At 58.5% G+C, this 23,839-nt stretch carries 15 protein-coding genes and 1 tRNA gene; 8 read left to right on the top strand and 8 right to left on the bottom strand.

Annotated elements, in window-relative coordinates; genetic code table 11:
* Window position 1: 1 nt before the first annotated feature.
* Window positions 2-91, bottom strand: a tRNA-Ser gene (locus tag VMU57_RS12850).
* A gap of 319 nt (window positions 92-410) precedes the next feature.
* On the opposite strand from VMU57_RS12850, the gene VMU57_RS12845 reads away from it, so the two are divergent.
* On the top strand, window positions 411-1,598 hold the full coding sequence (locus tag VMU57_RS12845; protein WP_325383994.1) for a glycoside hydrolase family 27 protein: 1,188 nt from the start codon (window positions 411-413) through the stop codon (window positions 1,596-1,598).
* A gap of 142 nt (window positions 1,599-1,740) precedes the next feature.
* Here the strand turns inward: VMU57_RS12845 and VMU57_RS12840 are convergent, their stop codons facing one another.
* On the bottom strand, window positions 1,741-2,589 hold the full coding sequence (locus VMU57_RS12840; RefSeq protein ID WP_325383992.1) for a sugar phosphate isomerase/epimerase: 849 nt from the start codon (window positions 2,587-2,589) through the stop codon (window positions 1,741-1,743).
* A gap of 195 nt (window positions 2,590-2,784) precedes the next feature.
* Between VMU57_RS12840 and VMU57_RS12835 the strand changes: the two genes are divergently transcribed.
* From VMU57_RS12835 to VMU57_RS12820, 4 genes are all read left to right on the top strand, one after another.
* Window positions 2,785-6,219, top strand: coding sequence for a TonB-dependent receptor (locus tag VMU57_RS12835; RefSeq protein WP_325383990.1), 3,435 nt, complete (start codon window positions 2,785-2,787; stop codon window positions 6,217-6,219).
* A gap of 120 nt (window positions 6,220-6,339) precedes the next feature.
* The gene (locus VMU57_RS12830) at window positions 6,340-7,302 is read left to right on the top strand and encodes a sugar phosphate isomerase/epimerase family protein (protein ID WP_325383988.1); all 963 of its coding nucleotides are present in this window, start codon (window positions 6,340-6,342) and stop codon (window positions 7,300-7,302) included.
* A gap of 246 nt (window positions 7,303-7,548) precedes the next feature.
* Complete coding sequence (locus VMU57_RS12825) at window positions 7,549-8,706, top strand: ROK family transcriptional regulator (RefSeq protein ID WP_325383986.1); 1,158 nt, start codon at window positions 7,549-7,551, stop codon at window positions 8,704-8,706.
* A gap of 47 nt (window positions 8,707-8,753) precedes the next feature.
* Window positions 8,754-9,566: an MIP/aquaporin family protein gene (locus VMU57_RS12820; protein WP_325383984.1), complete on the top strand. Its 813-nt coding sequence runs from the start codon at window positions 8,754-8,756 to the stop codon at window positions 9,564-9,566.
* A gap of 23 nt (window positions 9,567-9,589) precedes the next feature.
* On the opposite strand, the gene VMU57_RS12815 is transcribed toward VMU57_RS12820, so the two are convergent.
* The 4 genes from VMU57_RS12815 to VMU57_RS12800 all read right to left on the bottom strand — a co-directional run bounded on the left by VMU57_RS12815 (window position 9,590) and on the right by VMU57_RS12800 (window position 17,099).
* Window positions 9,590-11,161 (bottom strand): glycerol-3-phosphate dehydrogenase/oxidase, encoded by a 1,572-nt coding sequence (locus VMU57_RS12815; RefSeq protein ID WP_325383982.1) that lies wholly within the window; start codon window positions 11,159-11,161, stop codon window positions 9,590-9,592.
* Window positions 11,158-12,657 carry a glycerol kinase GlpK gene (glpK, locus tag VMU57_RS12810; protein ID WP_325383980.1) on the bottom strand — a complete coding sequence of 500 codons (1,500 nt, stop codon included), beginning with the start codon at window positions 12,655-12,657 and terminating at the stop codon, window positions 11,158-11,160. The genes VMU57_RS12815 and glpK overlap by 4 nt, the downstream gene beginning before the upstream one ends.
* A gap of 228 nt (window positions 12,658-12,885) precedes the next feature.
* On the bottom strand, window positions 12,886-15,540 hold the full coding sequence (locus tag VMU57_RS12805; RefSeq protein WP_325383978.1) for a glycoside hydrolase family 3 protein: 2,655 nt from the start codon (window positions 15,538-15,540) through the stop codon (window positions 12,886-12,888).
* 146 nt (window positions 15,541-15,686) lie between these two features.
* Complete coding sequence (locus VMU57_RS12800) at window positions 15,687-17,099, bottom strand: APC family permease (RefSeq protein ID WP_325383976.1); 1,413 nt, start codon at window positions 17,097-17,099, stop codon at window positions 15,687-15,689.
* 45 nt (window positions 17,100-17,144) lie between these two features.
* Between VMU57_RS12800 and VMU57_RS12795 the strand changes: the two genes are divergently transcribed.
* The 3 genes from VMU57_RS12795 (at window position 17,145) to VMU57_RS12785 (ending at window position 20,910) form a co-directional block, all read left to right on the top strand.
* Window positions 17,145-18,272, top strand: a complete 1,128-nt coding sequence (locus VMU57_RS12795) for an SIS domain-containing protein (protein ID WP_325383974.1) — start codon at window positions 17,145-17,147, stop codon at window positions 18,270-18,272.
* 75 nt (window positions 18,273-18,347) lie between these two features.
* The gene (gene lepB / locus VMU57_RS12790) at window positions 18,348-19,163 is read left to right on the top strand and encodes a signal peptidase I (RefSeq protein ID WP_414648647.1); all 816 of its coding nucleotides are present in this window, start codon (window positions 18,348-18,350) and stop codon (window positions 19,161-19,163) included.
* A gap of 67 nt (window positions 19,164-19,230) precedes the next feature.
* The gene (locus VMU57_RS12785) at window positions 19,231-20,910 is read left to right on the top strand and encodes an AsmA family protein (RefSeq protein ID WP_325383972.1); all 1,680 of its coding nucleotides are present in this window, start codon (window positions 19,231-19,233) and stop codon (window positions 20,908-20,910) included.
* Between the two features lie 12 nt (window positions 20,911-20,922).
* Here the strand turns inward: VMU57_RS12785 and VMU57_RS12780 are convergent, their stop codons facing one another.
* Both VMU57_RS12780 and rlmB read right to left on the bottom strand, forming a co-directional pair.
* Window positions 20,923-22,809 (bottom strand): M1 family aminopeptidase, encoded by a 1,887-nt coding sequence (locus tag VMU57_RS12780; RefSeq protein ID WP_325383996.1) that lies wholly within the window; start codon window positions 22,807-22,809, stop codon window positions 20,923-20,925.
* An 11-nt stretch (window positions 22,810-22,820) separates the two neighbouring features.
* Window positions 22,821-23,606, bottom strand: coding sequence for a 23S rRNA (guanosine(2251)-2'-O)-methyltransferase RlmB (gene rlmB / locus VMU57_RS12775; protein ID WP_325383970.1), 786 nt, complete (start codon window positions 23,604-23,606; stop codon window positions 22,821-22,823).
* Window positions 23,607-23,839: the final 233 nt, after the last annotated feature.

Raw genomic sequence — 23,839 nt, 5'->3', positions numbered from 1 at the left:
GCGGAGAGTGTGGGATTCGAACCCCCGATAGAGCTTTTGACCCTATAACGGTTTAGCAAACCGCCGCCTTCAGCCACTCGGCCAACTCTCCGACTCTTGTTGCGATTGTGCTTCGGCTTTTGCGATTATAACTTGCTGGCGCAGGCGTGTGTCTTCCATGCGATAAATTTGTGCTCCATAGAGAAAGAAAGATGGATCGAAACTCAAGCCTGGCCTATGAGGTAAGCGGGTAGAGTTCCCTTCACTGCCTTCGTCACGGTGGACAGCGGAATCCAGCTTCAGCAATATGTGGGGGTAACTTTTTATAAGTAAAAATACGATTTGCATTTTCTGCGTGCGATGACGTATAAAACTCCCTGTCTTTACCGCACCTATTAACAGACAGATACTCACTCCGGGAGTCCTAATTTATGACGCTCTTACGAATACGCGTTGCCTGCGCCGCCCTGATATCCGTTCTCTTCCTTGCTCCGGGAGCCGCCCCGGCGCAGCAGAACGGACTGGCCGTGCATCCCCCAATGGGATGGAATAGTTGGAACCACTTTCACGGCAAGATCGATGACGCAACCATTCGCGCGCAGGCAGAGGCCATGGTCTCAAGCGGTATGCGCGATGCGGGCTATACCTACATCAACATTGACGATACCTGGCAGGGCACGCGCGACGCCCAGGGCATTATTCATCCGAACAGCAGGTTTCCTGACATGAAGGCGCTGGCCGACTTCGTTCACAGTAAAGGACTGAAGCTCGGCATCTATTCGTCGCCGGGGACATTGACGTGCGCGAAGTTCGCGGGCAGCTATGGTCATGAAGTTCAGGATGCGGAAACCTACGCTGCATGGGGTATCGACTATCTAAAATACGACCTGTGCGGACTGCGCGACCAGATGCGCGCTGCCCCGACGCCCGAGGCGGCCAACAAAATTATGGTCGACTCCTACATCAAGATGCGTGACGCGTTGCGCAGCACCGGCCGGCCAATCGTGTACAGCCTTTGCCAGTATGGTGTGGATGCCGTCTGGCGGTGGGGCACGAACGTTGGTGGCAATCTCTGGCGCACGACTGGAGACATCAACGACCACTACTCGCGTATGGCGGAGATCGGTTTCGGCCAGGCGGGCTTATCACGCTTTGCCGGTCCCGGCCATTGGAACGATCCCGACATGCTCGAAGTTGGCAACGGAGGTATGACGGCAGAGGAATATCGCACCCACATGGCTCTGTGGGCCATTCTTGCCGCTCCGCTGCTGGCGGGCAATGACCTGACCACCATGACGCCGGAGACCATTGCGATCCTTACGAATCGCGACGTCATCGCCGTCGATCAGGATTCGGCGGGGAAGCAGGGCGACCGCATAAGTGCTGAAGGCCCCATTGAAATATGGGCCAAGCCACTGGGGGATGGTTCGAAGGCTATTGGCGTCTTCAATCGAGCGCCCACACCGTTGATCACGCAGGTTGACTTCAGCAAGCTTGGGTTCGGCCACGCGGTTAAGGCAAAAGATCTTTGGCTGTCAAAGGATCTCGGAACGATTCGCGAGCCTTACACGGTGACTGTGCCGGGCCACGGTGTTCTCTTTCTGCGCGTATCGAAGTAAAAACTGATGCGGTCGCCAGGTTTGTATCCCGGACTCCGGATACATTCTGGCGACCGTATTTTTACAAAGTAGCAACTGCGCACTATAGTGCGGCTATATCGATTTAGAAATCGTCACACTGCGTAGGCCCTCAGTACAAGCGTTATCCCTTGTAGCCCATCCCCGCAAGCACTCCACGCATGTAAGCGAAGCTCTTGATGACTCCCGGCATTGGATCGGAAGCGAAGATCTCGTACTCCAGATCGACCTGTCCGGGATAGTTCATTTCGATTAAGGCCTTGAAGATCTGCGGTACCGGCATCAACCCGTCCCCGACGGCGACCTGGCTCTCCTTCACGTTGCTCTTGGCGAGATCCTTCATGTGCATATCCAACAAGCGCGGTCCGGCCTCGCGGATTGCCGAGACGACATCGGTTCCCGTCCGCATGGTGTGGCCTACATCGATGCAGCAACCGATGCGTGGGTCCATATCCTTAACTGCAGCGAGCACCGTCAAGGGCGAAGGCCATTCCTTGTCCTCTGGACCGTGATTATGGATAGCGAGACGGATGTTGTATTCCTTCACAAACTTCTCTACGCGCGGCAGCGTCTGATGGGTCGGAGCGCCGACGATCAGCGATATTCCCGCAGCTTTGCAGTAGTCGAACTTCGCACGAATGTCGTCATCGTCATCCTTGGGAAAATAGATGGTCCCAGCCGCCGTTAAAATCATTCCGGCGTCTCTGTACTCGGCTGCCCGCTTGGCTACCTGATCCGCGGGAGTCATCGGAAGGTGAACGTCTTTCAGGTTCAGATAAGGTGTTTTGAGCTCCCTCATGAAGTCGATCAGGTGGGTCTGATCAAAATTTCTGAAGGTATAACTGGCGATTCCCAACCGTATCGGAGAGGAAGATGCTGGTGTGTTCTCATCCGCAAAAGCGAAGGCAGGGTTGGAAAAAAGGGTTGACGCGCTTAGCATCGCGCCTCCACGCAACAGGTTACGACGGGACATTGAAAGGCTCATGCAGGGCATCCTAACTCTGCCGATGTAAGCTCGTCCAGCGCAATGTGATTGGAAGCCAATTGGTCCAACCGTTTTCCATTATTATTTTTGTTGCTATTTTCAGGCCGTCCTGATAGGTTTTCGTTCGTTCTTCAAACAATAATTTGTTGACACTGAATTGATGCACGACTCCTGGAGGTTCATGTGATTCGCCATAAGATACTTGTCTGTGTCGCCGTCTTTCTTGTCCTCAGTTCCGCAAACTTCACATTCGGGCAGGCCGTCAACGCAACCCTGCTAGGCACCATTACCGACAGCACCGGCGCGTCAGTCGCCAATGCGAACGTCTCAGCTACAGAAGCGAAGACGAGCATAGCTCATCAGTCCGTCTCCAACGCAAGCGGCAACTATACCTTTCCTGACTTGACGCCCGGTACCTATACCGTCACGGTTGAGGCCAACGGCTTCAAGAAAAACACCCATCAAAACATCGCTTTGCTGGTCAATACCTCGACTCGTGTCGATGTGAGTCTTCAACTCGGCAGCATCTCCGAGACCGTTCTGGTCACCACGGCGCCGCCGGTACTTCAGACAGACCGCGCTGACATCAGCACAAAGATCGAAGCGCATCAGATAGCGAACCTGCCGCTGGGTACGAATCGCAACTTCCAGTCCTTGCTCAACCTGGTTCCCGGTACATCGCCGGCAACCTTCCAGCACTCCCAGTTCTTCAATGCGCAGGGTTCTCTTCAGACCGAGGCGAACGGAAATGCGCGCATGGGAAATCTCTATCAGATCGAGGGCATCGACGACGACGAGCGCACCGGTCTACTCCAGATCATCATTCCGCCCGCGGAAGCGATCCAGTCCGTCGATATCTCGACCAATAACTACGAAGCAGAGCTTGGCCGCGCCACCGGCGCTGTGACCAATGTCATCCTGAAGTCCGGCAGCAACTCCTTCCATGGCTCGGCCTTTGAGTTCATTCAGAACAACGATGTGAATGCGCGCTCCTACTTTGGCGGTCCACTCGGTCATCTTTCCTACAACTACTTTGGCGGCAGCATTGGCGGCCCCATCCTCAAGGACAAGCTGTTCTTCTTCGGAGACTATCTCCGCACCACAGACCACGAAGCCATCTCCAATACATTCACGATTCCTCCTCCGGCGTTCTATACCCCCAACGGCTCGGGCTTTATCGACCTCAGCGCCCCGCTCAAGACGGACGGAACCGGACAGGTCTACGATCCCACTACCGGCGATGGAACAACAGGGAGCCCGCGTACCGCTTTTGTGAACAATCAGATTCCGATCGGAAAGGTGAATCCTATCTCCCTCGCGATCCTTACCGCGCTGGGCAAGGTGGCGCAGCCAAATAACAACCAGTCCAATCTCGCATCGCCGTCCAATAATTTTGTAACCAATCTGCCATTCACCAAAACCACGGACAGTTTCGACACCAAAGTGGACTATGCGTTGACAGGCCGCGACCATTTCAGCGGGCGGTACAGCTATCAGCGTGTCATTCTCTTCCAGGCGCCTGCCTTTGGAGCGTTTTTAGGAGGTCCTGCTGGCGGGGGTTTTGAAGGGACTGGCACCCAGAACTCCTATAGCACCGGCGTGAACTACGATCACGTCTTCTCACCCACGCTCTTCACGGAATTCCGGTTTGGCGTTGCGCACCTTCACAACACATCGCAGCCGAGCGATTACGGCACCAGCGATGCGACAACCATCGGTATCCCTGGGGTGAATATTGACGGTCAGCCGTTTACCTCCGGCCAGGCCGCCGTGACTATCGGTAATTTCACCAGCCCAACGATGGGTTACTCCGCGTCGATGCCTTGGATTCGGGCCGAGGCCAATATCGACCTTGTCAACAACTGGACCAAGGTAATCCGCAACCACACGTTGAAGGTCGGCGCTGATCTTCGTCGCGTGCGAGACGATCTTCTGCAGGATCAGACCTTCAGCCCGCGCGGCGCATTTACCTTCGGAGAGAGTCAGACTTCGGAGGCTGGAGCCAAGACCAACGTCGCAAACGATATTGCCAGCTTCCTTCTCGATGTGCCCAGCCAGACTGGTCGCGACCTGAACACCTTCTTCCCGGCATACCGGCAGTGGTGGTTCTTCGCTTTTGCCAGCGACAAGTGGCAGGCGACATCAAAGTTGACGGTCGACCTCGGCGTTCGTTGGGAGTTCTATCCGCCCGCTACGCCGAAGATTGCAGGCGGCTTCTCCAACTACGATCCGGCAACCAATAACCTTGTGCTTGCGGGTATTGGCGGCAACCCGTCGAATCTGGGGATGCAGACGCGCTATCGCTACTTCGCTCCGCGCACCGGCTTTTCCTATCGTGCTACCGACAACACGGTCATTCGCGGAGGATTCGGCATCAGTTATGCTCCCTTCCCCGATAACACCTATGCCTACAACTATCCCGTACGCGCCAACAACAGCTATCAGCCCGGTGGAAGCTCGCCTTACACTCCGGCAGTCCTGAGCGATGGGGTCACGACTGCGACCTTCCAGGCAGGATTTCCGGCACCTGTGCCGGTCGTCATTCCCACCAATGGAATTATCCCCGCAAATACTCCGGCGCTTACCAGTCAGGTCTACACGGTGATCCCCAAGACCTTCAAAAATCCTTATGTAGAGTCGTGGAATGTTGCCGTGCAGCAGGCGTTTGCCGGCAATCTTTCCATGCAACTTGCCTATGTCGCAAACCACGGTGTGAACATCGCGAGCGGCCAGAACATCAATCTGCCCAGCTACTATGGCGGTGGCAGCAAGTCTGACCCCGAGTATGCTACTTTCGGGCGAACGGCAGCCACCAACCTGTTTTTCCAGGGCTTCTCCTCGAACTATCAATCGCTGCAGGCCCAACTCAACAAGCGCACCTCGTATGGATTGTCATTTACAACAGCCTTTACCTGGGGAAAGGGATTGGGCTATGTCACCGGCGATGACGGCGGCATCCTCTTCTATATCAACCAGAGAAGGAACTACGCCCCCAACGACTTTGATCGGCTTTTGAATTATGAGCAGAGCTTTACCTACGAGCTGCCCTTTGGTCGCGGCCACAGCCATCTCAATACCGGGATCGCTGCCGCAGCTCTCGGTGGCTGGAAGGTATCAGGCATTATCTCCGCTGTGTCGGGCACACCCTTTATGGTCTATGCAAACGGTGGAACACTCAATACGCCCGGTACGGCCCAGACGGCAAATCTGGTCGGCCCCTACAAGGTGACTCACGGCATTGGGCCGAACAAATACTGGCTTGATCCCACTGCGTTTGGTCAGCCCAGCGGATGCCCCACTGGAACCCAGTGCACTCCGCAGAACGTAGGGCTCGGTAACACGGGAAGAAATCAGTTCCGTGGCCCCGGCTATATTCAGGACAACGTCTCGTTGTTCAAGAGCTTCGGCATCTTCCGCGAAGCGGCCCTGGAGATGCGCATCGAAGCATTCCAGCTGAGCAACACGCCTCAGTTCAATAACCCCAACAGCGGCAGCGGAAATATTTTCACGTCAGGAAACTTTGGCCGCGTTACCAGCACGCTCAGTAGCGGTCAGGGCAGTGTCAACGGAGTGGGAGGCGGCCGTACGCTGCAGGCGTCGGCAAGAATCTCGTTCTAGAATGATCAATACATTCCGATCGTCGAAGGGCGGGACATTTATTCTTTTTGATTGTCCCGCCCTCCAGCTTGAGCAAACCAATTGATTCGAACTGAGTAGAAGAGCAGAAGGGGAAGAATAATGGAAGGGTTTTCACGACGTAATTTCCTGGCAGGAGCAGGCATCGCGGCCGCAGCCTGTGCAGCGCAGCCGCTTTTTGCGATGGTGCCAAAGTCGCCATTCAAGATTGGCGTTATCAGCGACGAGATTTCGCCGGACTTCGATCACGCCTGTTCCGTTATCTCGAAAGACTTCGGGTTGCAATGGGTTGAGCTTCGCAGCATGTGGGGCAAAAGCATGCATACCCTCTCGGAGGCGCAGCTCGCGGACGCGGAGAAGATCCTTGCAAAATACAGTCTTCGCGTCACCGACATGGGCAGTCCACTCTTCAAGGTCGATTGGCCCGACGCTCCGAAGTCCTCATTTAGTCCAAAGCACGACTTTGGCGCCAACGACAGCTTCAAGCAGCAGGGCGAACTCCTCGACAAATACATGGCGCTGGCGAAGCGGTTCAAGACGGACAAGATTCGTTGCTTCGACTTCTGGCGGCTTGATGATGTGAAGCCCTATCGTGCCGCAATCGACGACAAGCTGAAAGAGGCAGCAGAGACCTGCGGCAAGAACGGCCTTCTTCTCGTTATCGAGAACGAGTTTGAATGCAACACTGCGACCGCTCCTGAAGCGGCGCGAACCCTGGCGGCGGTCCCGTCTCGACACTTCGGTCTCAACTGGGATCCGGGCAACGCCGTGATGCGCGGCGAGCTCGATGCCTTCCCCAACGGCTGGAATTTGCTTCCTAAGCACCGCATCCTTCATTGTCACGTTAAAAATGCAGTGAAGGGGCCGGACGGAAAGATCGCCTGGTCTCCGGTCGACAAGGGCTTCATCGATTGGACAGCGCAGTTCCGCGACCTCAAGAACATTGGCTACCACGGAGCCGTCAGCCTGGAAACCCATTGGCATGGCGCTGCCACGCACGAGGAGTCCACCCGTATCAGTTGGGCGGGTATGAAGAAAGCGCTGGAGAACTCGGGAACTCTCTAGGCTTTGAGAGCCACAACTCCAGGACCAGCGCAAAAGGGGTCCGGCAATCTCAGCCGGGCCTCTTTGCCTTTACTTCATCTTTGTGGCATTAGATGGCTACGTCAGTCATTCGCCTTTATATGGATGGAGAAATGCGGAATTCCAATGGTATAAAGGCTACACACAAAATTCAGTGTCGAATTAATGTGAAGGAATAGATCGCTGGCTGATGAAGGTAGCCAGATCTGGGCGGAAATAAATCCAACTATGCAGCACTTTATCTTTGCCGGCAAACAGACCGCCTCGAATAAGACCCCTCGCCAGATCAATCGGAACCTGCTCTTCAATTTCATTCGCACGCGCCCGTCCGTCTCTCGCGCCGATCTCGCTCGGCTCTCCGGCCTCCAGCGCAGCACCGTTTCTCTCATCGTCGAAGAACTCATCGCCGACCATTGGATATTGGAGGGCGCCACTGGCCGTCTTCCCCGTGGCCGCCGTCCTACGCTCATCAAGCTCAACGACCAGCGCGCAGTCATCGCACTCGACATTCATCCCGCACAGACCACGGTCGCCGTCGCTGATCTCGGCGGAAAGATCATTGCGCAGAACGTCATCGTGCTTCCCTCCGATGCGGGCAAGGCGCTCACTGCCATCGTCTCCGGCATCCGCAAGCTCATCGTTGCGCACAAGGAAAAGTCCTTCGACGGCATCGGCATCAGTCTTCCCGGGCGCACCGACCTTCATCTGCAGAAACTCATCTTCGCGCCCAACCTCAACTGGCCTGTCCTCAGCATCAAGTCTCGCATTCAGCGCGCCACCGGCCTGCGCGTCGAGATGGACAACGTAGCCAACGCCTGCGCTCTCTCCGAAGTTTGGTTCGGCGACAGCGACGGTATGCACGACCTCGTCGTCGTCAACGTCTCCGAAGGAATCGGCACCGGCATCTTCGCCAACGGCCAGCTTCTTCGCGGCGACAACGGCATGGCCGGCGAGTTTGGCCACGTCCAGATCGATCCCGACGGCCCCCTCTGCGCCTGCGGCAATCGCGGCTGCTGGGAGACGCTCGCGTCCAATCGGGCCGCGCTTCGCTACTACAACGACCTCTCCCCGTCGGCTCCAGCGGAAACTTTCGATCATGTACTAAAGCTCGCGCAGAGCGGAAATAAAAAAGCCGTCAGCGCGCTCGAAAAGACGGCGCTCCATCTGGGCCGCGGCATCCGCATGATTGCCTCCGCGCTCGCTCCCAGGGAGATCGTGGTCGTCGGCGACATCACCGGCGTCTGGCACACCTTCGGTCCCATCGTCGAGGCAGAGCTGCGAAAGCACTCCCTGTCGAAGTCTCCCGTCCTGCGGCCAGCCTACGATGGCAATGCCGCGCGGCTCCGCAGCGCCGTCGCTCTGGTCTTGAGCGAAGGCATCGTTTAACTGTCGAAGGATTGCTTTGCAACGAAATTAGCGAAGAGGCGGGCACCATGAAGCGACAATTGATTGGGGAGCTGATCGCCGAGACGATAGCAGTTTTCATCATCATTGCGTTTGGTGACTCGGTGGCCGCCATGTACTCGCTCTATACGCCCAGCCCCTATCAGGGAGCGTACTGGGGAGTTTGCATCGCGTGGGGCCTGGCGGTCACCATCGCGATCTATGCGACGGGCTCGGTCTCAGGAACGCATGCGAATCCGGCAGTCACGCTGGCGCTGGCCCTTTACCGAAAATTCGAGTGGGTCAAAGTCATCCCTTATTGCATCGCCCAGGTCGTAGGCGGAATCCTGGGAGCATCACTGGTCTATGCGCTGTATTCTCCGGTCATCGATCACTTCAACGAAGTCTCGCACCTTACCCGGGCCGCGGGCGGTGCAGCCGGAGTCTTCTTCACCCATCCAGGTCTGGCGATCACGCCCATGCACGCCTTCAGCGACCAGATCATCCTTACGGCATTTCTAATCTTCGGCATCTTTGCCATCACCGAAACCTACAACGAGATGGCACCGGGAGCCAACTCCGGCGCACTCATGATCGGTCTGCTCGTCGCTCTGATCGGCGCATCGATGGGATATCTGGAAGCATGGGCCATCAATCCCGCGCGCGACTTTGGGCCGCGGCTCTTCTGCTTCATGACGGGTTGGGGCAGCTCGGCCTTCCCGTCGCCGCAAAACTATTGGTGGATCCCGGTGGTAGGCCCGCTGATCGGCGGTGTTGTCGGCGGAGGCGCTTACCAATATCTGGTTCGGCCCTATCTTCCCGCCCACGTCCGCGCCTTGAGCGGCGAATCGAAACATAGCTGAGGACTACTCGTCATATCCGGGACTTACTCATCCCGGTAGATATACCCATTCGCCAGATCCACAAACCGCTGCAAGTCCTTGTCCCGCCATGCATCGCTTCGCCCTAGCTCCTTAGCCAGGAGGTCCGCAACCGCAGGAGCCGCTTCAATCGCGGCTCGCGCGTCCAGAAAGAGTGCGCGTGTCCGTCGTGCGAGCACGTCCTCAACGGTTCGCGCCATCTCGTAGCGTACCGCCCAGACCACCTCGCGCAGCCGGTATGGCAGCCTCGGATGCAAGAGCGCCCCTAACGCCGCATCATTGTCCGACAGACTTTGCAGCAACGGCAGATCAGCTCCATACACACGGTCTGATTCTGCAATCCCGCCTGAGCTGTCCGTCCATCCATGCAGCTTAAGGTCCAGGGTTCGCGATGCCATCTTCGCGAACCCGGCGACTTCAGCAGCATGGTTGATCGTGTCCTCGCCCATGCGCCGATAGGTCGTCCACTTTCCTCCAGTCACCGTCACCAGGCCCGACTTAGAAACCAGAATGGTATGGTCGCGCGACAGCTTCGACGTCTTGCCACCGCCACCCTTGCGTACTAACGGCCGTAACCCCGACCACATGCTCTGGATCTCTTCTGCTCGCGGCCTGCGCCCAAAATAGCGGGCAATGTGGTCGAGTAGAAACGTTCTCTCCTCTGCCATGGAACGCGGTTCCACAGAAGCCCCATTGACCGGCACATCAGTTGTGCCCACAATCGTCGATTCATGCCACGGTATAGCGAACAACACCCGCCCATCCGCAGTTTTGGGAATCATCAACGCCGTGCTTCCCGGCAGAAAGGAGTGAGGCAGAACAAAATGCGTTCCCTGGCTCACGGCTAGCAGCGACTCCGCTGCCACGCCGTCCATGGCGAGCACCTCTTCCGTAAAAACGCCACTGGCATTCACGACAACCTTCGCCTGCAAATCGAACTGAACATCTTCTTCGCAATCGCGCGCCCGAATTCCAACGATCTTTCCGTCTCGCTTCAGTAGCCCAACCGCTTCGACATAGTTAACAGCTATCCCACCCAAATCCTGAAACGTCCGCAACAGCGAGATGGCATACCTCGCGTCGTCGAACTGTCCATCGTGATACAAGATGCCGCCGCGCAGCCCTGAATCGGCAATCCCCGGCAGCATCTCCACCGTCCGCTCCCGCGAAAGCAGCTTCGAGGCCCCGAGCGAAAGCCTGCCCGACATCCGCTCATAAACCTTCAAGCCAAAGCCATAGTAGGGAAGCGAGAAGTAATCGAACGCAGGTACTACGAACTGCAAATTGTGGACAAGGTGCGGGGCATTTCGCAGCATGTGTCCCCGCTCCCGCAGAGCGTCCATCACCAGCGTGATGTTGAATTGCTCAAGATACCGCACGCCACCGTGCACCAGCTTGGTGCTGCGGCTCGAGGTTCCCTTGGCAAAATCGAAGCGCTCGACCAGCACCGTGCGATAGCCTCGCGAAGCAGCCTCAACCGCCGCGCCCAGACCGCTGGCGCCGCCGCCAATCACTACTACATCCCACGGCTCCCCCTGCTCGCCCAGCCGTTGTAATATTTCAGATCGTTCGCTCAATCCTGTGTCTCCCCCGCCCAATCCCGTGCACGATCCAGAGCCCTGTGCCATGTGACCTTTACCTTGCGTCGCGCCTCGTCATCGATCTGTGGTTTGAAGACTCTATCCATCTGCCACTGTCTCGCAATCGTCTCTTTATCCGGCCAATATCCCACAGCAAGTCCAGCAAGATACGCCGCGCCCAGCACCGTGGCCTCGGCATTCTTCGGACGAACGACATCGATCCCCAGCACGTCCGCCTGAATCTGCATTAGCAGATTATTTGCCGATGCCCCGCCATCCACCCGCAACTGTGCCAGCGGCAAACCCGAGTCCGTCTGCATCGCCTCCAGAACATCCATGGCCTGCAACGCAATCCCCTCCAGCGCTGCTCTTGCGATATGCGCCCGCGAAGTCCCTCGCGTCATTCCCAGTAGCGCGCCTCGCGCATACTGGTCCCAGTGCGGAGCGCCCAGTCCTGCAAACGCCGGCACCAGCACCACTCCATTCGTACTCGAGACCGAAGCGGCCAATGACTCGATCTCCGCCGAAGTCCGAATCATCTGCAGCTCATCCCGCAGCCACTGCACCACCGCGCCGGCCATCAACATGCTTCCTTCGAGCGCATACTCCACCCTGTCGCCGATCTTCCACGCAATCGTCGTCAGCAACTTGTTCTGCGAAGTCATGGGCTTGGTGCCGGTGTTCATCAGCATGAAGCTGCCCGTGCCGAAGGTGCACTTCGCCATCCCCGGCTCGGTGCACATCTGCCCAAACAGCGCGGCCTGCTGGTCTCCCGCAATACCGGCGATGGAGATGCCATGCAGGATTCCCTTCGTCGTCCCGCAATGCCCGCTCGAAGCCACCACCTCCGGCAGTACCGATCGCGGAATATCCAGCAGCTTCAGAAGCTCTTCGTCCCACTCCAGCGTATGGATGTTGAAGAGCATCGTCCGCGAGGCGTTCGTTGCATCGGTAACGTGCCTCTCGCCCTGCGTCAGCTTCCATATCAACCAGCTATCGACCGTCCCAAACGCCAGCTTGCCAGCCGCCGCACGCTCCCGTGCACCTGGAACATTGTTCAGCAGCCAGTTCAATTTGCTCCCGGAAAAATAAGCATCGGGCAGCAAGCCAGTCTTGGCCTGAATCATCGGAGCATCGCCATGGCTTCGCAGGCTATCGCAGAACTCTGCCGTCCGTCTGTCCTGCCACACAATCGCGTTGTGCACCGGTTCGCTCGTCTCGCGGTCCCACAACACCGTCGTCTCGCGCTGGTTCGTAATTCCGATGGCTGCAATATCCCGTTCCGTCAGGTCGGCTGCCGCCAGCGCTTCGGTGGCTACGCCGCTCTGCGACGACCATATCTCCGTAGGAGAATGCTCCACCCAGCCCGGCTTGGGAAAGATCTGCTTGAAAGGGCGCTGCCGGATCGACACCACATTGCCCGAGCCATCGATCACCATCGCCCGCGAACTCGTCGTTCCCTGATCGAGCGCGAGAATATATCGCTTCTCCATGAGCCAGCTCCCTCAACCCGGCAAATCCTTACCGGTAACTCTCAATAAATTCGCAACCGCCGCCAACGCTGCGCTATTCCAGTAGAGGATTCTACCCGCAACCCATACGAATCAAAAGTAACTATCGAAAGAGGTGTTTCCCTTGTCCTGCGGATCAATAAAAAGGCCCCTGCCTTCCATAGAGATCATGGAAGACAGGGGCGGTACTATTTCGCAGCGAGGCTTAATCTACCGGGGCAACTGCTTCGAACCAACAATGGTGAACTGCTTCGTTACACCATCCTCATCCGCTCCCGGCTGCGCTCCACCAACAAACAGTGTGTACTCTCCAGCCTCAATGCTGCGCTTTCCATCCGCCACCACCGTGCTCAGGTTGCGAGGATCGATCACCACATGCACATGCTGCCGTGCATGGCCATCGAGCGAGGTCCGTACAAACCCCACCAGCGAATGAATCGGAGCCGTGGCCGACTCCGGAGCCTTCAGATAAATCTCCGACACCGCATCTCCCTTCGCCGAGCCGGTATTCTCCACCTCCGCGTCGAGTGTCAGCGGCTCGCCTGCCGTCAGCTTCTCCGACGACAGCTTCACATCGCTCCACTTGAACTTCGAGTAGCTGAGCCCGTATCCAAAGCCCCAAAGCGTCGTCCCTTTGAAGTAGCGATAGGTCCGGTCTGCCATCGAGTAGTCGTCGAATGGCGGCAGCTCCTTCGTCCCCGTATAAAACGTAATCGGCAGCCGTCCCGCGGGATTGTTGTCACCCGCCAGCGTATTGGCAATCGCCGCTCCGCCCTCTTCGCCCGGATACCATGCCTCCAACACTGCCGCCGCATTTTCCTTGGCCCACTTCACCGCCAGCGCACTTCCATTCATCAGCACTACGACCACCGGTTTGCCTGTAGCAGCCACTGACTCCAGCATCTCTTTCTGTACCGCAGGCAATTCGATCTCGGTTCGGTCGCCGCCGTCAAAGCCGTCGACATGCACCGGCATCTCCTCACCCTCAAGGTTCGGAGAAAGCCCCACAAACGCGACAACAACATCAGCCTGCTTAGCCACCTTCACCGCCTCGGCGAGCTCAGCCTCCACCGGCGGCTTCCAGTCGAACGAGATTCCTGCATCAAACAACGGAGTGTGATGGGTGTACTCGATGCGCAGATCATGTGCGTGTCCATCGCTCAAATCCAGCACAAACGGCTCGACTCGATGCGAGTGCTTCTGCGCCTGCTCCTGCGTTACTTGCTTGCCATCGAGGAATACGCGCACCCCTTCAGCCTCCCTGCGGAAGCTGAACTCATACTTGCCCGCCACCGGAGGTGTAATCGTTCCCGTCCAGCGCACGCTAAATGCCGTAGCCTTCACCCCGGGTACGGGAGCAGCCGCGTCCCAATCGAAGTCCACCTGCTGGTCCACTCGCGTCACCACAGGCTTGCCCGTGAAATCGATATTGTCGAAGTACTCTCCCTTCAACCCAAACGCCGCGCTGCCCTTCGCCGGACGCAATACCGTCCGTGGCACCGGAACTGTCAGCTCCGAAACATAAGGCGATCCCTGCGCATAAAGGACCTTCGCCTGCCCGCCAAACTTTGCCTCCATCCCGGCCAGCGGCAACACTGGATGCGATGGAATCGCGTTATAGTTTCCCTCGATCGCAGAGAGCGCAGCCGCGTTCGGCCCAATCACAGCGATCGTCTTCACACTCTTCTTCAGCGGCAGGATGCCGTCGTTCTTCAGCAGCACCATCGACTTCTCAGCCACGCGCAGCGCCAGTTCGCGATGTGCCACCGAGTCATCTTCTGAAAAAGGTATCCGCGCATAGGCCACCTTCGACGCCGGATCAAACAGCCCGAGCTCGAACCGTGCGGTAAACAGCCGCTTCACCGCCTGGTCGATCTCCGCCTCCGAGATCAGTCCATCCTTCACCGCCTTGGTCAGGCTGGCATACTCATCCCCGCAGCTCGTATCCGTCCCCGCCTTCACCGAAACTGCCGAAGCGTGCTCGATGTCGGGCGAAAACTTATGCCCTTCGGCAACGTCCGTAATCGCTCCGCAGTCCGATGTCACATAGCCCTTGAAGCCCCACGTCTTCCGCAATATGTCCGACAGCAAAAATGTATTCGAGCACGCCGGCTCGCCATCAATCGCGTTGTACGCACACATGATGCTTCCCGCCCTGGCCTCTTTCACCGTGGCGCGAAACGCAGGAAGATACGTGTCCTCCAGGTCGTGCGGGGAGACATCAATATTGGCGACATGCCGCGTACTCTCCGGTCCCGAGTGCACAACATAATGCTTCGGCGTGGCAATCGTCTTGAAGTAGTGCGGATCGTTGCCCTGCAGCCCTTCGACAAACGCCACTCCCATCCGCGAAGTCAGAAACGGATCTTCGCCATACGTCTCCTGCCCTCGTCCCCATCGCGGATCGCGAAAAATATTGATGTTCGGCGACCATACATCCAGCCCGAAATAGATGCTGTGATTCCCATGCCGCAGCGCCTCCGCATTCTTCGCCCTCGCCTCGGTCGAAATCGTCGTCGCCACCTCATGCATCAGCGGTGTGTCCCACGTCGCTGCCAGCCCAATCGCCTGCGGAAACACCGTCGCATAGCCCGACCGTGCAATGCCGTGCAGGCCTTCGCTCCACCAGTCGTACTCCGGCACATCCAGTCGCGGAATCGCCGCCGCATGGTTCTGCATCTGCGAGACCTTCTCCGCAAGCGTCATTTTGCCCACAAGGTCGTCTACGCGCTTGGCCACCGGCTGCGAAGAATCCATATACACTGGCGTCGATTGCGCCCCTGCCGTGGCTCCGCACATCATCACCGAGACGGTTGCAATCAAGCCTGCATAAAGAGGCAGCATCTTTCGCGACATAATTTTCATACCAGCTTTCAAGGGAATCGATCTACCTGTCAATTTAGCTGGTCGTAACCACAGAACGCAATAAATCCAAAAGTAAATCGTTAAAACTACCCTGGCTCCGCTTGTCTCTGCCCACTCAGCCCCGTCTCCGCAACAACGACATCGAATCAACCTTCGCCGCGCCCCGCAACATATCGCACGCCATAGACCACACCGCCTGCGATCAGAATCAATCCAGCAGTCTGCATCTCTCGCGTAAAGTGAGGCCGCGAAAACAGGATGAACACAAACCCACCCAGCGCCAGTAAAACCGGCAGCGGATACAGCGGCATCCTGAATCCGCGCAGCTTCCGTTCGCGTCGATGCTGCGGCAGCAGCACCGCCAATCCTTGCAACAGAAACTGAAACAGGATCCGAATCACCACCAGCGTTGTAATCACTTCCTGCAGCCGAAACACGCAGCAGGCCATCGTCATCGCGCCCAGCGTCAGCAGCGAGTGCTGCGGAATCCTGTGCTTCTCGTGCACTGCTCCAAACCACGCCGGAAAGTTCCCATCCCGAGCCGCCGCAAAGGGAATCCGTGAATAACCCAGCAGCAACGCAAGCACCGAAGCCAGCGCTGCCACTGCAATCAGCACAACGACAACTCCAGCGGCGGTATGCCCATACAGCCGCTCCATGAACACGGCCATCGTAAACATCCGCGCATGGCTGTCGGTATCGGCGGCCAACTCTCGCCACGGCAGTACCCCCAGCACGCTCACGTTCATCAGCAGATAAAGCGTGCCTACAATCCCAATCGCTCCCAGCACCGCGCGCGGAATCGTCCGTTGCGGATCGCGCACCTCTCCCGCCACAAAGCACACGTTGTAATAGCCCCAATAGTCATAGGCCGAGATCAGCATCCCCGCGCCCAGCCCCACAAAGAATGCGCCATTCAGATGAAACGCCCCCGCAGGAAAATCAAACGCTCGATGCGCGTCGAAGTGCAGAAACCCCGCGACGATAATAATCAGCAGCGTCAGCACCACCACCACTCCCAGCCAGCGCACAATGCGGTCGATCTTCACGATGCTGCGATAGAGCACCACCACCGCGATCAGGCACGCCGCCATCGCGATCAGCGTCTGCCCGCTCAGCACAATCGGAACCCCCAGCCACCGCGCCGAAAAGAACGCATGGCCAGCATTCGGCGCAAAGAACGAGACATACTGCGAAAACCCAATGCACCCCGAAGCAATCGAGAGCGGAGCGCTGAACAGCAACTGCCACGCATACAGAAATGAGAACCCGCGCCCCAGTCCGCGCTCGCCATAAAGGTGTTTCAGATACGCATACGATCCCCCCGCCTCGGGATAAGCCGTCCCCAACTCGCTCCACACCAGCCCATCGCACAGCGACAGCAACGCTCCCAGCACCCAGCCCAGCATTGCCTGCGGTCCGCCCATCACACCCACGATCAGCGGCAGGGTAATAAACGGCCCCACCCCCACCATGTCGATCACGTTCAGCCCCAGAGCCGAGCTGGTAGACAGCCCGCGCTGAAGCTCCAACGGCTTTGGACGAACCACTCGTTTCATCGCACTCATTTATAACTAGAAGATACAGAAGGGGACTATTCAGCCATGCTTCCGCCCAACAAAACCTTCCCCCACGCCATGCTCCGCGAGATCTTCGAGCAGCCCAACGCCATCGCCGAAACCCTGGCTGCTTACACCGAGGCCAACTGTCTCCGCGAGGACACCTTCCGCACCGCGCTCCAGGCGCTCGTCGGCAAAGAGAGCCTGCTCATCTCCGCCAGCGGTTCCAGCCGCCACGCCGGGCTCGTCGGCGAGATACTCTTCGAAGACCTCGCCGGAATCCCCGTCGACGTCGAGTACGCCAGCGAGTACATCTACCGTTCCACCCACACCCTCAAAAACCCCTGCTTCCTCGCCATCTCGCAGTCCGGCGAAACCGCCGATACCTCCGAGGCCCTGCGCGAGGCCATCGCCCGCGGCACCTCTACCATCGCCATCACCAACAAGCCCGAATCCACCATGGCCAAACTGGCAAGCTGCTCTCTGCCCACCATGGCAGGCATCGAGCGCGCCGTTCCCGCCACCAAAAGTTTCACCACGCAGCTTACCGTGCTCTCGTTGCTCTCGCTCTTCGCCGCCCGCATCCGTGGCCGCATGACACGCGCCGTCGTCGAATCGCACCTCCAGGAGATAGGTGCCGTCCCTGCCGCCATGCAGTCCATCTTGCCCGAGTGGGAGTCGAAGATCGGCGAACTCTCCCCCAAAATTCAGTCCGCCGAATCCTTCCTCTTCCTCGGTCGCGGTGTCCACTACCCCATCGCTCGCGAAGGAGCGTTGAAGCTCAAGGAGTCCTCCTACATCCAGGCCGAGGGCTATCCCACCGGCGAGCTTAAGCACGGCCCCAACGCTCTCATAGACGCGAACACTCCTCTCGTCGTGCTCGCAACCAGCGATCCTCAGGCGCCGGACTCTCTGCTGCGCTACGAAAAGACGGTCAACCTCCTCCGCGATATGCGCAAGCAGGGGGCCGTCGTGCTCTCCATCGTCAACCAGGGCGACACCCGCATCGCCGAGCTCAGCAATCACACCATCACCATCCCCCGATGTGCCGAGTACATCGCTCCTCTCTACGAAGTCGTTCCGCTACAACTACTTGCCTACTTCATGGCGATAGGCCGCAACATCGACGTGGACAACCCCCGCAATCTGGTCAAAGCAGTGGTTCAGGAGTAGATCGACCACAAACTGCGCGTCAAGACCGCAAATCGGCGATACACTGACACTTGCATCTGTGGAGACAAGCATTAAATGAGCACAATGGCATCCGAACCGGAAGAGACGACCGCCAAACAGGTAGATCAAACCGAAACTCCTTTGGAATCTTTGGCGTCCATCTGCACCGTCCTTGCGATCGGCTTGTTCGTCATGACGTTCATCTTCCAGAACTACGAGATTCCCTCTGGTTCCATGGAGAAGACCTTGCTGATCGGCGATCACGTTCTGGTCGATCGGACTTCGTTCGCGCCGCCGACGAAGTGGGCTCCTTTCGTTCACTACCGCGATATCCAACGCGGCGACGTCATCGTCTTCTACAAGCCGAATCCGGAAAGCCCCGATCTCTTCCTGGTCAAACGGGCCATCGGCATCCCTGGCGACCGCATTCATCTTCACAACGGAATCGTCTATCTCAACGGTGTTGCGCAGGATGAGCCACAGGCAGGCAAGCCAGTCGAAGACGGCAACCCACAGCACGCTTTTGATGCCTATCGCGACGACTTCCCGGCAGTTCCCCCTCCCCCGTATGAGATACACGCACTTGGCATCACCGCAAGCTGGGCGCTCGATCTTCCCAACCACGTTCAAAACGGCGATCTGGTTGTTCCGCCCGGCATGGTCTTCGCCATGGGCGACAACCGCACCGAAAGCCTCGATGGCCGCTATTGGGGTTTCGTTCCCCGGCAGAACATCGTCGGCCGACCTCTGTTCGTCTACTGGTCGTTCGAGACGCCTGCCGACCAGATGGATAAGACAAGCCTCGGCGACCGCATAGGCTTCATGGGCCATATCCTCGTTCATTTCTTCGACGAGACTCGCTGGCGTCGCACATTCCACATCATTCGATAGAGGCTGAAGCCGCGTGTGAATGTTCCACGCGGAATAATTATTCATGCAGGAAATGGATTCAACTCACATGCAGAGCGACGAGGAGTCGCCCCGATCCGGCGGCTTCTTCCGCCGCTATCTCTTTCTGTGGCTAACGCTTGTAGCCCTGATTCTTCTGGCGATTATTCCGCCTCTGATCACCGTCAACCGCCTGCAGCACCGTATCGCCACCAGCATCAGCCAGAGCCTCGGCCGTCCGGTCCACCTGGACCAGGTGACGCTGAACCTGTTGCCGCTGCCGGGATTTACGCTGAACAACCTGGTCGTCGACGAAGACCCGGCCTTCGGTTCCGAGCCGATCATCCGGGCCAACTCGGTGCGAGTGACCCTCCGCATCCGCTCGTTGTGGACCAGGCGGGTAGAGTTCTCCACCATCAGCTTTACCGATCCCAGCGTCAACCTGGTGCATCTGCCAAACGGCAAGTGGAACCTTGAGAGCATTCTCCTGCAGGCGTCGCACATCGAAGCGGCTCCGACAGCGCAGAAGAAGGCTGGCCCAACACCGCGCTTCCCGTATATCGAGGCGACCGGGGCGCGGCTGAACATCAAGCTCGGCCAGGAAAAGATCCCGCTCTCGTTTACCGACGCCGAATTCGCCCTCTGGCTTCCAAACCCGGAGCAATGGCATCTTCGCCTGAAGGCCGCTCCCGCCCGAACCGACACCGTAGTCTCAGGTGCAGGGACGATTCAGATTGAAGGCACCCTTGGGCGCGCCTCCTCGCTGCGGCAGGTGCCGATTCGCCTGCAGGGGGAGTGGCGCGATGCGCCGCTCGGAGGAGCAAGCCGGGTTTTGTTTGGCCGTGACGCTGGCTGGCGCGGCAACATGACGCTCTTGGCAAACATACAGGGAACGGTGGGAGCCAGCTCGGTGGAAGCGAAATTGAGCACGGAGAACGCTCGCCGTGCCGACTTCGTTCCCAACCATCCTTTGAATATCGAGATGGAGTGTCTTGGCGACGCCACGAACCTGTTTCATTCCTTCAACAAGGTTCGCTGCAGTTGGCCGCCGTCCGGCTCATCCGGAACCCAGGTGCTGATGCTCTCGGGCTCATTGCCGGACATCCATGATCTCCATTCGGCGACCCTCGATGTCTCCATTCCCGGCATTCCGGCGGACACGCTTGTGGATTGGCTGCATGTCGTCAACGAGCGTATTCCTCCCGACGTCACCATGGGCGGAACACTGACGGGAACGATCTCTCACCGTCCCAGCGCATCGCCTGCTGCGCCATCGTGGCAGGGAGCGATGTTCCTGACACGCGCCAGGCTGATGAGCGCGAATACCGGGGCATCCTCGCTGGTCTCGGGCAACATTGCCATCCGTTCGGTCGAGCAGCCCGAAACCAAGGCGAATTCCCACGCGAAGCACGCTGCACCGCCGACAACCGGGAGCAGCTTTGTGCTGGCTCCCACGGCGCTGGCGCTTGGCGGCAAGGAACCGGCGATGCTGGAAGGCCGTTTCGGCGCGACCGGATATACGTTGCACCTTACCGGGATGGCAACGCCTTCACGCCTGCTCGCGCTGGCGAACGCGTTGCCGGAGCTGGGAGATGGATTGGCGAAGGTACAGCCGGCCAGCCATGTCGCTACACCTTCCGCACCTTCTGTTATCGACCTGACGGCGGTTCGGCCGTGGTTTGGCGAGCAGGTCTGGACTGCAAACTCCGCCCATCCTGTAGTTCACCATTCCCGCCGCGGACGTCGATGACGTCGATAAGGATCAATGCCTCACAAGCTGCTTGGTATGCGTGCTTGCGCCAATCTCGGGCACGCTGCCATCGTTCACGATGACCTCGTCGGGAGTGCCTTCGAAGACGATGCGGGTCGAAGCGCTCGATTGTCCCATGATGCGAAGGCGTTCGGTGGTAGTCAGCGCTCCTGAACGGACCGTGACCGGAACCTCGGCGGCTGCGTCGCCATTGTTGCGCACCTCGATCGCCACCAGCCAGCTCGCCGCCTTCAGCCCAGGTGCGGAGAGCTGGCGCGGGGTTACGTTGACGATGGTCAGATCGGGCAAGCCACGGTCGTGATAAACCCAATCGTTGAAAAACCAGTTGAGATCTTTATGCGAGGACTGCTCCAGGACTCGTTGAAACTCTTTTGGATCATCGTCCCGGCTGCCGCTCTGGCGATAATTTTGCAGCGCCTGCTTGAGCGCGTCGTTGCCCACGATGTCCCGTAGCATCCACAACACGTCTGCCGCCTTCGTCCGATAGTAGATCTCGTCGCTTGCGCGGATCAGGCTCTGTCCCTCGAGCGTTGGGTCTGCGTTCTCAGGGATTGTGGGCTCGGCCAGGGCCAACGTGTTTACCTGCTGTTGCAGTTGTTGCAGCGCGGCATCGCGGCCTTGCGTGTGCTCGAGCCATAGCAGCGACATGAACTGCGGAACGCCTTCGTCGAGCCACACATGGGAGGAGCGGAACCACGCGTGCGTCAGAGAGTGAATCAGCGATGGCGCCAAAGCATCCGGATCAATAGCGCGCATCGGAGCGACGAGCAGAGAGTCGTCTTCAAAGGGCTGGCCGTTGTGGTCGATGATATTGAGCGTCGTCAGCGGATCGGCGCCGAGCCAGTCTTTCAGGAGCGGTTGCACTTTAATGGCGGCCGCTGCGTACATCGGTACGGTGTCGTAGTGTTCGGTCACAGCGGCGATCTCGTTGCCGTCCGTTGCCGTGGGCGCACCGGCGGTGAGGAACAGGCTGGGCGAGCGGAAGCCCAACGGGCGGCTGGGAAAATCTGCCGTGGCGACTCCGGGCTGATTCGTTGCCGAGGCCGCATCGACGTTCTCGTTGACGGCGACCATCGGTTTGCGCTGACCGCAGAAGAAGGCTGCGTCGGGCGGGTTGCCGGTGTACTCGACGGCGAGGCGCAGATGAATAGTCGCCTCGGCTTGCTGCAGGCGAGTTTTACCGACGAGCTGGAACAGCTTGGCTCCATCGCCGAGCAGCGCGGGCGCGGAGGCCGCGGGATACCACAGCACGTTGCCGAAGCCGCGCAAAGCTGTGCTGTCCGGAGCGATCTTGTCCCAGTCGGCGTCAGCAGCCTGATCAACTGGCGCTCCGATGCGCTCCAGACGCTTGGCCGATTGCTCTATCTCGCCGGAGTAGAACGTCGTCAACTCGACCGTCGCGTTAGGAGCCAGAGGCTGAGGCAGAGTAACGATGGCTTCCTTTGCCTGTCCGGTGTGATCGGTGTCGGTGTCGATGAGGTGTTGCGCGAAGACGAGCGGAACGATGCGATCGCCGCTGCGCATTTCGAAGCTCTCCCACGTCAGCGAGGAGGAGAGCTGGAAGGCCAGATCGGTCAGCGGCTGGGTTCCCGTGTTGCGTACGGTCAGTTTTGCTCGCACGGATAGCTGCGACTTTGCAGGAATCAGATGTACGTCGAGATCGTAGGCGGTGAAGGTGAGGGAGCTGCGCTCGGCATCGCTTACGGTGTCGATCGATTTTGCAGTCTTCGTCGCGGGCGGTGCGGGAGGGTGGTCGCTGCTGAAGAGGACTTTGTCGCGCTGACTGGTGGCAGGCTGCTTGACCTGAGCGACTGCCAGCGAGCTGAGCGGGAGGGCGGCGGCGAGCAGGCACAGGCGGTAGTGCGGAAGAACGGACATCAGCTTCAAATTCAGGATCCTAATCCCTTGCGGGGTTTCTCTGGCTTTTTCGCAGGCTTTTCTGCCGGCGGCCGCCGTTGGCGCATGGCTTCGTACATCACGACCGCGCCAGCTACGGAGACGTTCAGCGACGAGACCTGACCGGCCATCGGGATGCGCAGCAGATGGTCGCAGGTCTTTTTGACCAGATCGTGCAGTCCTGCGCCTTCGCGTCCGAGTACAAGGACGCAATCGGTCTTGAAGTCGAACTCGGTGTAGTCCGGTGTTCCGCGCTCGTCGAGACCGAGAACCCAGACGTGTTTCTGCTTCATCTGCTCGAGGGCGCGGACGAGGTTGGTGACGCGGGCGATGCGAACGTGCTCCGAGGCTCCTGCGGAGGTCTTGGCGACCGTCGCGGTGACGGGAGCGGAGCGTCGCTCGGGCAGGATGACTCCATCGACTCCAGCTCCGTCGGCGGTGCGGAGCAGGGCACCGAGATTATGCGGGTCTTCGACGCCGTCGAGGGCGAGGAAGAAGCGGTGCTGTCCCTCTTCTTTGCGTGCCAGAAGGTCTTCGACGCTGAGAAATTGCCGCTCTCTGACGACTGCGAGCACTCCCTGATGGGCGTCGGTGCGGGCGAGGCGGGTGAGCTGATCGCGAGGCTCGAGCGCGACGCGAATGCCTGCGGCGCGGCAGAGCTGGATGAGACGCTCGAGGCGTTCGTCGCGGCGCTCGCGGGCGACGCTTACGTGGTCAAGCTGGCGCGAACCGGAACGGATGGCCTCCTCGACCGGATGAAGACCGTACAGAACTTCCATGACCTAAGTCTATCGCGCAGCCGGGTTATGTTCTCGAATGGCACCCCACCCCCCCCGGGGTACTTTGGGTATAAGCCTTTTTGTTTTAGCTGTTTACGCGGATTTAGTTTTGTAAAATATTCATTTATAAAGAGTTACGGCCAAAATATTGTTTCTAAAAGAGTTAAGTCCAAGCCTGTGGACTGGGACTTCTGAGTTATTTCTCTACTCTTTTAGTGTAGCGAATTGGATCA

Origin of the sequence: Edaphobacter sp. (assembly GCF_035532915.1) — a bacterium.
GTDB lineage: Bacteria > Acidobacteriota > Terriglobia > Terriglobales > Acidobacteriaceae > Edaphobacter.
The sequence above is the reverse complement of the archived record's forward strand: the minus strand, read 5'-3'. Positions and strand labels throughout refer to the sequence as shown.

Coding starts and splice junctions, on each gene's coding strand:
- VMU57_RS12785 (WP_325383972.1), top strand. CDS start 19,231: ATGCAGAGCGACGAGGAGTCGCCCCGATCCGGCGGCTTCTTCCGCCGC.
- VMU57_RS12825 (WP_325383986.1), top strand. CDS start 7,549: ATGCAGCACTTTATCTTTGCCGGCAAACAGACCGCCTCGAATAAGACC.
- VMU57_RS12795 (WP_325383974.1), top strand. CDS start 17,145: ATGCTTCCGCCCAACAAAACCTTCCCCCACGCCATGCTCCGCGAGATC.
- VMU57_RS12840 (WP_325383992.1), bottom strand. CDS start 2,589: ATGTCCCGTCGTAACCTGTTGCGTGGAGGCGCGATGCTAAGCGCGTCA.
- lepB (WP_414648647.1), top strand. CDS start 18,348: ATGAGCACAATGGCATCCGAACCGGAAGAGACGACCGCCAAACAGGTA.
- VMU57_RS12805 (WP_325383978.1), bottom strand. CDS start 15,540: ATGAAAATTATGTCGCGAAAGATGCTGCCTCTTTATGCAGGCTTGATT.
- VMU57_RS12800 (WP_325383976.1), bottom strand. CDS start 17,099: ATGAAACGAGTGGTTCGTCCAAAGCCGTTGGAGCTTCAGCGCGGGCTG.
- glpK (WP_325383980.1), bottom strand. CDS start 12,657: ATGGAGAAGCGATATATTCTCGCGCTCGATCAGGGAACGACGAGTTCG.
- VMU57_RS12780 (WP_325383996.1), bottom strand. CDS start 22,809: ATGTCCGTTCTTCCGCACTACCGCCTGTGCCTGCTCGCCGCCGCCCTC.
- VMU57_RS12845 (WP_325383994.1), top strand. CDS start 411: ATGACGCTCTTACGAATACGCGTTGCCTGCGCCGCCCTGATATCCGTT.
- VMU57_RS12830 (WP_325383988.1), top strand. CDS start 6,340: ATGGAAGGGTTTTCACGACGTAATTTCCTGGCAGGAGCAGGCATCGCG.
- rlmB (WP_325383970.1), bottom strand. CDS start 23,606: ATGGAAGTTCTGTACGGTCTTCATCCGGTCGAGGAGGCCATCCGTTCC.
- VMU57_RS12820 (WP_325383984.1), top strand. CDS start 8,754: ATGAAGCGACAATTGATTGGGGAGCTGATCGCCGAGACGATAGCAGTT.